Origin of the sequence: Sphaerisporangium viridialbum (genome assembly GCF_049674955.1) — a bacterium.
In the GTDB taxonomy this organism is placed as follows: Bacteria; Actinomycetota; Actinomycetes; order Streptosporangiales; family Streptosporangiaceae; genus Sphaerisporangium; species Sphaerisporangium viridialbum.
Genome location: NZ_CP187232.1, coordinates 511021 through 523628, shown reverse-complemented (window position 1 = coordinate 523628; position 12608 = coordinate 511021). Strand labels below are relative to the sequence as shown.

Below are 12608 nucleotides of genomic sequence, written 5' to 3'. Positions count from 1 at the left end.
CGCCGGCCATGATGCACTCTAACTACAAAGTTTCCTATCGATTTAACCGGCCCCACCACCACCCACCTGGTGCGACTCCACCGCTACCCGGCGACGGGGGCGCCCACGCCCGTCACACACGGGCGTTCGGGACAGGCCCTCGCTCGTCCCGGCCCTGTGCCCGAACTATGGTGTTCGCCGTACGAGTCACTTCTCGCGTCGGAGGCAGATCTCCTTGTCGGCAGTACCCGCGGATCAGCGATGGGCGCAGCTCAAGAAGCAGTTCGAGTCGATCGACGGCGACGGTGACGGCTTCATCACCCATGCGGAGTTCGCCGAGCACTTCCCGCACCTTCCCGCCGAGGCGCTCGGAGCGCTGGACCGGGTCGCCGACGCGGACGGCGACGGCCGCCTGTCGTTCGAGGAGTTCGTCAGGCTGACCTCCGGCGGCTGACACGGCGGCCGGTCTCGGCCGGCCCGAGGCTCAGGTCATGCGGGCAGGTCGTGCGGGTCAGGTCGTGCGGGACGGCCGGCGGCTCAGGTAGCGCGCGGGTCGGCCGGCGGCTCAGGTAGCGCGCGGGTCAGCCGGAGGCGAGCTGGCTGCTGCGGTCGCGCGCGGCCTCGATGGCGGCGAGGAACGCCGCCCGGACGCTGTGGCGCTCGAGCTCGGCGATCGCGGAGATCGTGGTGCCACCGGGCGAGGTGACGGCCTCCCGCAGGATGACCGGATGCTCGCCGGAGTCGCGGAGCATGATCGCCGCGCCGACGATCGACTGGGTCACCATGTCGAGCGCGGCGGCGCGAGGCATGCCCAGCAGGATGCCCGCGTCGACCATGGCCTCGACCAGATAGAAGAAGTAGGCGGGGCCGCTGCCGGACAGGGCGGTCGCGGCGTCCTGCTGGGACTCGGGGATGCGCAGCACCTTGCCGACCGGCTTGAGAAGGTCTTCGGTGTGCTTGAGGTGGATCTCGGAGGCGTGCGCCCCGGCGGAGATGACGCTCATGGCCTCGTCGACCAGCACCGGGGTGTTGGACATGACCCGCACGACCGGCACCTCGTCGCCCAGCCGGGCCTCGACGAAGGAGGTGGTGATGCCGGCCGCCACCGAGATGACGAGCCTGCCGGCGGGCACGTGGGCACCGATCTCGCCGAGCAGCGCGGCCATGTCCTGCGGCTTGACTGCGAGGATCAGAGTGTCGGCGATCTTGGCCGCCTCGCTGTTGGACACGATCTGCACGCCATAGCGCTCGTGGAGCGCCCGCGCCCGCTCCTCGCGCCGCGCGGTGGCTATGATCTCGCCCGGATCGATGCCGGCGCGCAGCAGCCCGGACAGCAGGGCCTCACCCATCTTGCCGGTACCGAGAATCGCGATCATTTGAAGGCACCTCGCGTAGGAGTCGGGAAACTCTCGCAGCCTACCGACTCCCCGCTGGTACGAGCCCTGCCGCCGGCCCGCCTGTGGACAACTCGGCTAGCGCCTCACCAGCGAGCGCGCGAGCAGGGCGAGGTTGGCCGGGCGCTCGGCCAGGCGGCGCGTGAGGTGGCTGTACCAGTCGACCCCGTACGGGATGCGCACGCGCACCTGCGAACCGAGGTCGGCGAGCCTCCGCTGCTCGGCCAGGCGCACGCCGTACGACATCTGGTACTCGAAACCGCCGGGCTCGCGCTCGTTCAGCACGGCGAGCGCGGAGGCGACCTCGATGAGCCGCCGGTCGTGCGTGGCGACCATCGGGTGGCCCTGGCCCGCCATGAGCGCCTTGAGGCAGCGCACGTACGAGCGGTCGATGTCGGCGGGCGAGGTGTAGGCGATCGAGGCCGGCGCGTCCACGGCGCCCCTGGTCAGGCGTACACGGCCCGAGGCCAGCGACCGGCAGTGGTCGTCGGCGCGGCGCAGGGACGACGCGATGGAGACGCCGGTGGCGGGGTGGTCCTCCAGCAGCGCGGCGTGCACGCCCAGGGCGGACTCGATCACTGCGGCGTCCTCGGTGTCGAGGGTGACCGTGACGCCGACCTCGCGGGCCGCCTCGCAGACGCGCGCGGCGTTCTCCTTCGCGAGCTTCTCGTCGACGTGGAGCCCCACGGACGTGAGCCGCAGCGACAGGTCGGCGCCCTTCGCGATGCCGCGCCTGGCGAGGGCGTCGAGGAGGCCGAGAGAGGCCTTGACCGCGCGGGCGGCCTGGTCGGGATGCCTGGTCTCCTCGCCGAGGTGGTCGAACGTCACCAGCAGGCCGTCGGCGATGACACCCGCGGCCACCGAGGCGGCGTCCTCCGCGGTGTTCCCCGCCACGTAACGGCCCATCAGCCTGCGGGTCACCCCAGCAGTCCTGACGACGCTCTCGACACGGTCACTGCTCGAAGCGGCCAGCAGAACCTCACGCAACACCATTGGCACCCTTCCCGGCACGACGGCTGTTGGGGAGAGACCTCCCCACCCTACGGCGGTTCAGGCGTCGATCATCGGATCAGAACCTCATGTTGCGGTTTGACAACCAAGTGAAGACACGTGTCGTCTTATTAGTTCTTTATCCGCATGATCTACCCGATGGTGCCATAAGTCGGTTCCAACGATGGATCCGCGGGCGTCGAAGGGGTAAACGTGAAGAAGATCCTCATAGCGCTGGCCACAGCCGGCCTGGGTCTGAGCGGAGCACTGGTCGCGGCGCCCGCGACGGCCGGAACCCAGAAGGCCCCCGACTACACGCCACCCGCTCCGCAGTGGGCGCAGTGCGCCGGCCTGCCGGAGGGCATCGAGTGCGCGTCGGTCACGGTTCCGCTTGACTACGACCGCACCTCGGGCAAGAAGATCAAGATCGCCGTCTCACGAAAGAAGGCGACCGACACCGCCCACTACCAGGGCGCGATCCTGTTCAACCCCGGCGGCCCCGGCGGCGGCGGCCTCTCCTACCCGGCGGTGATGCAGAACCGCTTGGGCGCCCCTCTGGCCGCGCAGTACGACCTGATCGGCTTCGACCCCCGCGGCGTCGGCTCCAGCGAGCCCGCGCTCCGCTGCGACCCGAACTTCTTCGACCCGGTGCGCCCGGACTACGTCCCGGCCAACTGGGGCGAGGAGGCGGCCTGGGTGAAGAAGATGCAGAACTACTCCAAGGCCTGTGACGCCACCTACGGCGACCTGCTCAAGCACATGACCACGGTCGACGCCGCCAAGGACATGGACCAGATCCGCAAGGCCCTCGGTCAGAAGCAGATCAGCTATGTCGGCTACTCCTACGGCACCTACCTCGGCGCCACGTACGCCACCCTGTTCCCCGGCAATGTGCGCCGTCTGGTGCTGGACAGCATCGTCAACCCCGAGCGTGTCTGGTACGGCGCCAACATCGACCAGAACCACGCGTTCGAGGCCCGCGCCAAGGCCTTCTTCGCCTGGATCGCCCAGTACGACGCGAACTACCACCTCGGCACGGCCGCGGCCGACGTCGAGAAGGCCTTCCACGCGGCCCGCGCCAAGCTGAAGGCCACCCCGGCCGAGGGCAGGGTCGGGCCGTCCGAGCTCGACGACACCTACCTTGCGGGCGGCTACCTCAAGAGCCGCTGGCCGCTCCTCGCCAACGCGCTGTCGAGGTACGTGACCGCCGGCGAGACCGCTCCCCTGGCCCAGGCGTACGCGACCTACGGCGACAGCAGCGGCGACGACAACACCTTCGCGGTCTACTCGGCCGTCGAGTGCAGCGACGCCCGCTGGCCCCGCGACTGGGGCACCTGGCACCGCGACTGGTGGGAGTCCTACCGCACCGCTCCCTTCCTGACCTGGGGCAACGCCTGGTTCAACGCCCAGTGCCAGTCGTGGCCGGTACGCGGGCACGAGGACCTGCGCATCAACGGCAAGTCCGTCAAGAACGCCCTGTTCTTCCAGGACACCAAGGACGCGGCGACGCCCTACCAGGGCGGCGTGGAGATGCACAAGCGCTTCCCGTCCTCGCGCCTGGTGGTCATGGACGGCGGCGGCAACCACGGCCTCACTGGCCGGGGCAACGCCTGCATCGACGACATCTGGAAGGCCTACCTGACCGACGGCACGCTGCCGGCGAGCCTGCCAGGACCCGACGCGCACTGTGCGCCGTTCGCCGACCCGGTGCCGCCCGCGGCGAGCCTGCGTTCCGCGCCCACGGCCGACGACGACTGGGTGCCCGGCGAGCGCTGAGCCCCGCCGAGCCGCCTGAAGGGCCCCCGACCGCCACGGTCGGGGGCCCTTCCCCGTAGGTGGCACGATCCGGCCGCCCGGTGAGGTTCGAACCCGCGCGAGACCGGATACGTCAAAGAGATATGCGGATGATGACGGCGACACTGGCGACCGGATCCCTGCTACTGAGCCTGGGCTGCGGCAACGCTCCAAGCGCCACGACCACGAGCCCCGCCCCCGAACCCCCCGTGGCGTCGAGCGCCGGCCAGTCCGGCGGCACGACCACGCCGGCGACCGCCCCCTCGCCCACGAAGCCGAAAGGCCACACGATCAAGCCGCACAAGGTGCGGTGGGTGAAGGCGACCCCCTCGCGCGACGGGCGCAAGCTCAAGATCGTCTGGTGGTCGGGCGTCGAGCCGTGCAACGTGCTCGACCATGTGAAGGTCAAGGAGACCGCCAAGAGCGTGACCGTCACCCTGTACGAGGGGCAGGCACGCCGGTCGCCTGACGTGGCGTGCATCGAGATCGCCATCCAGAAGACCACGACCGTCAAGCTCAAGGCGCCCCTCGACGGGCGCAAGATCATCGACGGCGCCCGTCACTGAGCCGGGGTCCTAGCAGTCGCGCTACCAGCGCTTTTACCGGAACTCGGGATGAGTGCCGCCCGTTTCCAGGATATTCACGCGAGTTTGCCAGCTTTCTTGCCCCCAGGCCCACGGAATGCGTCAGGCGCGCGTAGGGTTGAGCCGGTTAGACTCAAGTCGCTTGACAAACGGTCGAGCGGGATCCACCATTGAGTCATACAGACTCAACTTTGACTACAAGGACGTACTCATGGCACGTGCGGTAGGTATCGACCTGGGGACGACCAACTCCGTCGTCTCGATTCTCGAGGGCGGTGAGCCCACGGTCATCGCCAACGCGCAGGGCTCGCGGACCACGCCGTCCGTGGTCGCCTTCGCGAAGAACGGCGAGGTCCTCGTCGGCGAGGTGGCCAAGCGGCAGGCCGTCACCAACGTCGACCGGACCATCCGTTCCGTGAAGCGGGAGATGGGCTCCAACTGGAGCGTCGAGATCGACGGCAAGAAGTTCTCTCCCCAGCAGATCAGCGCCTTTGTACTGCAGAAGCTCAAGACGGACGCGGAGGCCTACCTCGGCGAGAAGATCACCGACGCGGTGATCACCGTCCCGGCGTACTTCAACGACTCGCAGCGCCAGGCCACCAAGGAGGCCGGCACCATCGCGGGCCTCAACGTCCTGCGCATCATCAACGAGCCCACCTCGGCCGCTCTGGCCTACGGGCTCGACAAGGACAAGGACCAGACCATCCTGGTCTTCGACCTCGGCGGCGGCACCTTCGACGTGTCCTTGCTCGACGTCGGCCAGGAGGACGGCCACGGCTTCGTCGAGGTCAAGGCCACCAGCGGCGACAACCACCTCGGTGGTGACGACTGGGACCAGCGCGTCGTCGACGAGCTGGTGACCCGCTTCAAGAACGCCCACGGTGTCGACCTCTCCAAGGACAAGATGGCGCTCCAGCGCCTGCGCGAGGCCGCCGAGAAGGCCAAGATCGAGCTGTCGGCCCAGACCGAGACCTCGGTCAACCTGCCCTACATCACCGCCTCCGCCGAGGGCCCGCTTCACCTCGAGGAGAAGCTGACCCGCTCGGAGTTCCAGCGCATCACCGCCGACCTGCTCGAGCGCTGCAAGGGCCCGTTCCACCAGGTCATCAAGGACGCCGGCATCAAGGTCGCCGACATCGCCCACGTGGTGCTCGTCGGCGGGTCCACCCGCATGCCGGCCGTCAGCGAGCTGGTGAAGGAGCTGACCGGCGGCAAGGAGCCCAACAAGGGCGTCAACCCGGACGAGGTCGTCGCCATCGGCGCCGCCCTGCAGGCCGGCGTCCTCAAGGGCGAGGTCAAGGACGTCCTGCTCCTCGACGTCACCCCGCTGAGCCTCGGCATCGAGACCAAGGGCGGCATCTTCACCAAGATCATCGAGCGCAACACCACGATCCCGACCAAGCGGTCGGAGGTCTTCACCACCGCTGAGGACAACCAGCCGTCGGTGCAGATCCAGGTCTTCCAGGGTGAGCGCGAGATCGCGGCCTACAACAAGAAGCTGGCCACCTTCGAGCTGACCGGCATCGCCCCGGCGCCGCGCGGCATCCCGCAGATCGAGGTCACCTTCGACATCGACGCGAACGGCATCGTCAACGTCGGCGCCAAGGACCTCGGCACCGGCAAGGAGCAGTCGATGACGATCACCGGCGGCTCCGCGCTGCCGAAGGACGACATCGAGCGCATGATGCGCGAGGCCGAGTCCTACGCCGAGGAGGACAAGCAGCGCCGCGACGACGCCGAGACGCGCAACAACGCCGACGCCCTCGCCTACCAGACCGAGAAGTTCCTCCGCGAGAACGACGAGAAGGTCCCGGCCGAGGTCAAGACCGAGGTCGAGGAGGCACTCTCCGAGCTCAAGAAGACGCTGGAGGGCACCGACTCGGCCGCCATCCGCGCCTCGGCGGAGAAGCTCGCCACCGTCAGCCAGAAGATGGGCTCGGCGATCTACGCCCAGTCGCAGGCAGCCGGAGAGGCCCCGGCCGACGCCGCCGGCGCCACCGGTGGGCCCGGAGCCGGCGCCAAGTCCTCCGACGACGACGTCGTCGAGGCCGAGATCGTCGACGACGAGCCGAAGCGGGAGGGCGGTGCCGCGTGACGTCCCCGAACTCTGGGAGCGAGCACGAAGGCCTGGTGATCCGCGACAACCGGCGCATCGACCCCGAGACGGGGGAGGTGCGTGAGGGGGCGGGCAAGACGGCAGACAAGTCGTCGCCCGCCGCCCCTGCCGGGGCACCCAGGCCGGACGACGGTCTGGCCGCCGAGCTGACCGCGCAGCTCGCCGAGCGCACGGCCGACCTCCAGCGGCTCCAGGCCGAGTACTCCAACTACCGCAAGCGCGTCGAGCGCGATCGGGTCGTCGTCCGCGAGCAGGCGGTCGCCAACGTGCTGACCGAGCTGCTCCCGGTGCTCGACGACATCGGCAGGGCACGCGACCACGGCGAGCTCACCGGCGGGTTCGCCAAGGTCAGCGAGGCGCTCGAAAACGCGGTGGGCAAGCTGGGCCTCACGGCCTTCGGCGCCAAGGGCGACGCGTTCGACCCGACCGTGCACGAAGCCCTGATGCACAGCTACTCCTCCGAGGTCACCGAGCCCACCTGCGTGGAGATCCTCCAGCCCGGCTACCAGATCGGTGACCGCATCCTGCGCCCGGCGCGGGTCGCCGTCGCCGAGCCCGAGGAGCCGGCGGCCGGCTCGGAGCCGGGGGCGGGCGAGGCGGGGGAAGCCGCGGCCGACCCCGAGGACAATTGAGCGACTACCCCTTTGGCTCGCGAAGGAAGAGATAGATGAGCACCAAGGACTACCTGGAAAAGGACTATTACGCGGTCCTTGGTGTGTCGAAGACCGCCACCGCCGAAGAGATCAAGAAGGCGTACCGGAGACTGGCCAGGAAGTACCACCCGGACGCCAACCAGGGCAACACCGACACCGAGGCCAAGTTCAAGCAGGTCTCGGAGGCCTATGACGTCCTCTCCGACACCAAGCGCCGCAAGGAGTACGACGAGGCGCGCGCGCTGTTCGGGTCGGGTCTCGGCGGGTACGCGGGGGGCGGCGCCCCCCGCGGCGGCGGTGGCGGTTTCCCGTTCGAGTTCGGCGACCTCTTCGGAGGCACCGCGCAGGGCGGAGGCACGGGCGAGCGCATCGGCGACCTGTTCGGCGGCCTGTTCAACCGCGGCGGGCGTCCCAACTCCACCACCGCGACCAGCCGCCCCCGCCGAGGGCAGGACATCGAGTCCGAGGTCACGTTGTCCTTCACCGAGGCCGTGGACGGCACCACGGTCGCGCTCCGGCTCACCAGTTCCTCGGCCTGCACGGCCTGTCACGGCACGGGGGCCAAGGCCGGCACCACCCCGAGGGTCTGCCCGACCTGTGAGGGCACCGGGGCCGCCAGCCGCAACCTCGGCAACTTCGCCTTCTCCGAGCCGTGCCGCGACTGCAAGGGCCGAGGGCTGCTCGTCGACGACCCCTGCCCGGTGTGCGAGGGCAGCGGGCGTGGCAAGAGCACCCGCACGCTCCAGGCGCGCATCCCCGCCGGGGTGGCCGACGGCCAGCGCATCCGGCTCAAGGCCAAGGGCGCGCCCGGCGAGAACGGCGGGCCGGCCGGCGACCTGTACGTCCAGATCCACGTGAAACCGCACACCATCTTCGGCCGCTCGGGCGACAACCTGACCATCACGGTGCCGGTCACCTTCACGGAGGCGGCTCTCGGCGCCGAGATCAGGGTGCCGATCCTGCAGGGCATGCCGGTGACCCTGAGGATCCCCGAGGGCACGCCCAACGGACGCACATTCCGCGTGCGCGGCCGGGGTGTCACCCGCAAGGACGGCACCAAGGGTGATCTGCTCGTCACCGTGGAGGTCGCGGTGCCCCAGCACCTCGACGACAAGGAAAGATCCGCCCTGGAGGAGTTCCGGTCGGTCTCCGACTCGGCAGACCCCCGGGCCGAACTACTCAAACAGGCAAGTAGCGAGTAGCCCGAAGGGAGGCGACGCCGATGGACGCCAACTACTTCGACCTGTCCGACGACACTCCCGTGTACGTCATCTCGGTCGCCGCCCAGCTTTCCGGGCTGCATCCGCAGACACTCCGGCAGTACGACCGTCTCGGCCTGGTCAGCCCAGGCCGTACGGCCGGCCGTGGCCGGCTCTACTCCACGCGCGACATAGTGATGCTGCGCGAGGTCCAGCGGCTCTCCCAGGAGGAGGGCATCAACCTCGCGGGCATCAAGCGCATCCTGGCCCTCGAGACCGAGAACCTCCGCATGCGCGAGGAGCTCAGCCGCCTGCGGGGCGAGATGACGATGATCAGAGCACTGATCCAGTACCAGCTTCCCCCCGCGTGAGGGCACCCACGCCGAGCCCCCGGGCGCGTCCCGCGCCGGGGTCTGCGGCGCACATATAGCGAAGCGGCGCGGCACCGGCCGCCCGGCGAGCACCCGGCCGGCCGCCATGCGAGAAAGGCGAGGAACCGTGGACTACAAGCTGACGCGTAAGAGCCAGGACGCCCTGTCGGGGGCCATCCGGCGCGCCGCCGCCGAGGGTCACCCCGAGGTCTCCCCGGCCCACCTGTTCACCAGCCTCCTCGCCCAGAACGACGGCACCGCCGTGCACCTGCTGGAGGCCGTCGGCGCCGATTGGAAGCGCCTGCGCACCGAGGCCGAGCAGCAGCTCGAACTGCTGCCGAAGGCCCAGGGCGCAACGGTCAGCGCCCCGTCCAGCTCGCGCCAGCTGCTGGTCGCGCTCAACACCGCGGCGGCCCGCGCCAAGCAGCTGGAGGACGAGTACGTCTCCACCGAGCACCTGCTGGTCGGCCTCGCCACCGACGGCGGCCAGATCGCCGAGCTGCTCAAGGCGCAGGGCGCCACCCCGAGCGCGCTGCTGGACGCCTTCGAGAAGGTCCGCGGCCACGCCCGGGTCACCAGCGAGAGCCCGGAGGACACCTACCGCGCGCTGGAGAAGTACGGCGTCGACCTCACCGAGCAGGCGCGGGCCGGCAAGCTCGACCCGGTCATCGGCCGCGACAACGAGATCCGCCGCGTCGTCCAGGTGCTGAGCCGCAGGACCAAGAACAACCCCGTGCTGATCGGCGAGCCGGGCGTCGGCAAGACCGCCGTGGTCGACGGCCTCGCCCAGCGCATCGTGGCCGGCGACGTCCCCGAGAGCCTGCGCGACAAGCGCCTGGTCTCGCTCGACCTCGGCGCGATGGTCGCGGGCGCGAAGTTCCGCGGCGAGTTCGAGGAGCGGCTCAAGGCCGTGCTCAACGAGATCAAGGAGAGCGACGGCCAGGTCGTCACCTTCATCGACGAGCTGCACACCATGGTCGGCGCGGGCGCCGCCGAGGGCGCGATGGACGCCGGCAACATGCTCAAGCCCATGCTGGCCAGGGGCGAGCTGCGCATGATCGGCGCGACCACCCTCGACGAGTACCGCGAGCGCATCGAGAAGGACCCCGCACTGGAGCGGCGCTTCCAGCAGATCTACGTCGGCGAGCCCACGGTCGAGGACACCATCGCGATCCTGCGCGGCCTCAAGGGGCGCTACGAGGCCCACCACAAGGTGCAGATCTCCGACGGCGCCCTGGTGGCCGCCGCCACGCTCTCCGACCGCTACATCACCGCGCGTTTCCTCCCCGACAAGGCGATCGACCTCGTCGACGAGGCCGCCAGCCGCCTCCGCATGGAGATCGACTCACGCCCGGTGGAGATCGACGAGCTGCAGCGGGCCGTCGACCGGCTCAAGATGGAGGAGCTCGCCCTCACCAAGGAGACCGACGAGGCCAGCATCCAGCGCCTCGAGAAGCTCCACAAGGAGCTCGGCGACCGCCAGGAGGACCTCGACGCCCTCGTGGTCCGCTGGCAGAAGGAGAAGGCCGGGCTCAACCGCGTGGGCGAGCTGAAGAAGCAGCTCGACGAGGCCAGGTCGGCGGCCGAGCGTGCCCAGCGCGACGGCGACTTCGAAGCGGCCTCCCGCATGATGTACGGCGACGTGCCTCGCCTGGAGAAGGAGCTGGAAGAGGCCAGCGCCCAGGCCCAGCCCGAGGACCCCATGGTCAAGGAGGAGGTCGGCGCCGACGACATCGCCCAGGTGATCTCCGCGTGGACCGGCATCCCCGCCGGACGCCTCCTGGAGGGCGAGACGGCCAAGCTGCTCCGCATGGAGGACGAGCTGGGCCGCAGGCTCGTCGGGCAGCGCGAGGCCGTGCAGGCCGTCTCGGACGCCGTGCGGCGCGCGCGGGCGGGCGTGGCCGACCCCGACCGGCCGACCGGCTCGTTCCTGTTCCTCGGCCCCACCGGCGTCGGCAAGACCGAGCTGGCCAAGGCCCTCGCGGAGTTCCTGTTCGACGACGAGCGCGCCATGACCCGCATCGACATGAGCGAGTACGGCGAGAAGCACAGCGTGGCTCGCCTGGTCGGCGCCCCGCCCGGCTACGTCGGGTACGAGGAGGGCGGCCAGCTCACCGAGGCGGTGCGCCGCCGGGCGTACACCGTGGTGCTCCTCGACGAGATCGAGAAGGCCCACCCCGAGGTGTTCGACATCCTGCTCCAGGTGCTCGACGACGGGCGGCTCACCGACGGGCAGGGCCGCACGGTCGACTTCCGCAACACGATCCTGATCCTGACCTCCAACATCGGCTCGCAGTACCTCGTCGACCCCACGCTCGACACACCGGTCAAGCGCGACAAGGTCATGCAGGCGGTCAGGGGCTCCTTCAAGCCGGAGTTCCTGAACCGGCTCGACGACGTGATCCTCTTCGACGCGCTCGGCTCCGAGGAGCTGTCCCAGATCGTCGAGCTGCAGGTGGCGAGGCTCGCGCGGCGGCTGTCCGACCGGCGGCTGACGCTGACCGTGACGCCCGCGGCCCGCGACTGGCTGGCTCTCACCGGCTACGACCCGATGTACGGCGCCCGGCCGCTGCGCCGGCTGGTGCAGTCCGCGATCGGCGACAAGCTCGCCAAGAGCCTGCTGTCGGGCGAGATCCACGACGGCGACGAGGTCACCGTCGATCTCGACGCCGCCGGAGACACCTTGACCGTGCGGGGCTCTCGGTAAGGAATTCGCCAGCATTGGGTTAACGACCCGCCGACGGCGAAGCTCCCTGACTACTTTCAGTCCTCGTCAAAGCACTGGAAGTAGTCAGGGAGTCTTCATGCGTACGTCACTCAGTATCCGCGGGGTCATCGCGGTGGCCGCGGTCACGGCGGGCGCCGGCTGGCTAGGGATGGGCAGCGCGCTCGCCGCGACGCCCGCCGAGAGCCGCCCGCTCACCTCCCCCGCGGACATCTCGCCGAACACCGTCAACGGGCTCAGGCTGCCGGCGCTGCGCGTGGCCGGTCGCGACGGCTACGGCGACGGCGGCGACCTGATGCTCGGCATCGAGCAGATCGGCCGGTCGTCCGGCATGCCCACCCGCACCACCACGGTGGTCGGCCTGACCGACCTCCCCGCCATCGTGCGGAGCACCGGACTCCCCCGCGTCATGAGGGGGCAGTACGTCTACGACGTGGCCCGCGGCAGGGACCTCTCGCACGTGCTCCGTCGCGAGGACCCGCCCGTCCCGGGCGATGACGCCGAGCTGAACACTCCGGGGCTGGACCCGGCGCCGGGTCTGGATTCCACGCCCGGCCTGGACTCCACGCCCGGCCTGGGCGCCGCGCCGGACGTCCTCGTGCTGCCCGTCGAGCCGCAGACCCCCGTCCTCGTGGACCCGGGCAACGACGGCACCGTGGTCACCGCCGAGATCCCCTCCCTCGGCACGTCGCTCAGGGACCTGCGGGTCCGCTGACGCGCCCGCCTCAGGGCGGCCACCAGCGCCGTGCGGGCCGTGGCACTTGGGGGTCACGGCCCGTGCGGCCCCTCACACGAAGACGGCC

At 70.0% G+C, this 12608-nt stretch carries 10 protein-coding genes and 1 pseudogene; 9 read left to right on the top strand and 2 right to left on the bottom strand.

Going from position 1 to position 12608, the window contains the following annotated elements; genetic code table 11:
* The first annotated feature begins 214 nt into the window (after positions 1-214).
* Positions 215-433, top strand: coding sequence for an EF-hand domain-containing protein (locus ACOZ38_RS02430; protein WP_424528501.1), 219 nt, complete (start codon positions 215-217; stop codon positions 431-433).
* 127 nt (positions 434-560) lie between these two features.
* Here the strand turns inward: ACOZ38_RS02430 and proC are convergent, their stop codons facing one another.
* Positions 561-1355, bottom strand: a complete 795-nt coding sequence (gene proC, locus ACOZ38_RS02425) for a pyrroline-5-carboxylate reductase (RefSeq protein WP_424528499.1) — start codon at positions 1353-1355, stop codon at positions 561-563.
* Positions 1356-1451: 96 nt separating this feature from the next.
* Entirely contained in the window at positions 1452-2366 is a 915-nt protein-coding gene (locus tag ACOZ38_RS02420; protein WP_405143585.1) for a proline dehydrogenase family protein, read from the bottom strand.
* Between the two features lie 210 nt (positions 2367-2576).
* Here ACOZ38_RS02420 and ACOZ38_RS02415 point away from each other — a divergent pair, with 210 nt between their 5' ends.
* The 8 genes and pseudogenes from ACOZ38_RS02415 to ACOZ38_RS02380 all read left to right on the top strand — a co-directional run bounded on the left by ACOZ38_RS02415 (position 2577) and on the right by ACOZ38_RS02380 (position 12520).
* On the top strand, positions 2577-4139 hold the full coding sequence (locus ACOZ38_RS02415; protein ID WP_424528497.1) for an alpha/beta hydrolase: 1563 nt from the start codon (positions 2577-2579) through the stop codon (positions 4137-4139).
* Between the two features lie 128 nt (positions 4140-4267).
* The gene (locus ACOZ38_RS02410) at positions 4268-4723 is read left to right on the top strand and encodes a hypothetical protein (protein ID WP_405143581.1); all 456 of its coding nucleotides are present in this window, start codon (positions 4268-4270) and stop codon (positions 4721-4723) included.
* A 229-nt stretch (positions 4724-4952) separates the two neighbouring features.
* Positions 4953-6836 carry a molecular chaperone DnaK gene (dnaK, locus tag ACOZ38_RS02405; RefSeq protein WP_405143580.1) on the top strand — a complete coding sequence of 628 codons (1884 nt, stop codon included), beginning with the start codon at positions 4953-4955 and terminating at the stop codon, positions 6834-6836.
* Complete coding sequence (gene grpE, locus ACOZ38_RS02400; RefSeq protein ID WP_424528494.1) at positions 6833-7489, top strand: nucleotide exchange factor GrpE; 657 nt, start codon at positions 6833-6835, stop codon at positions 7487-7489. The genes dnaK and grpE overlap by 4 nt, the downstream gene beginning before the upstream one ends.
* Before the next feature lie 35 nt (positions 7490-7524).
* Positions 7525-8712: a molecular chaperone DnaJ gene (gene dnaJ, locus ACOZ38_RS02395; protein WP_424528492.1), complete on the top strand. Its 1188-nt coding sequence runs from the start codon at positions 7525-7527 to the stop codon at positions 8710-8712.
* Between the two features lie 20 nt (positions 8713-8732).
* Positions 8733-8985, top strand: a pseudogene (locus ACOZ38_RS02390) (heat shock protein transcriptional repressor HspR); the annotation flags it as partial.
* Positions 8986-9207: 222 nt separating this feature from the next.
* Entirely contained in the window at positions 9208-11787 is a 2580-nt protein-coding gene (gene clpB / locus ACOZ38_RS02385; protein WP_424528490.1) for an ATP-dependent chaperone ClpB, read from the top strand.
* 97 nt (positions 11788-11884) lie between these two features.
* The gene (locus tag ACOZ38_RS02380) at positions 11885-12520 is read left to right on the top strand and encodes a hypothetical protein (RefSeq protein ID WP_424528488.1); all 636 of its coding nucleotides are present in this window, start codon (positions 11885-11887) and stop codon (positions 12518-12520) included.
* The last annotated feature ends 88 nt before the right edge of the window (positions 12521-12608 follow it).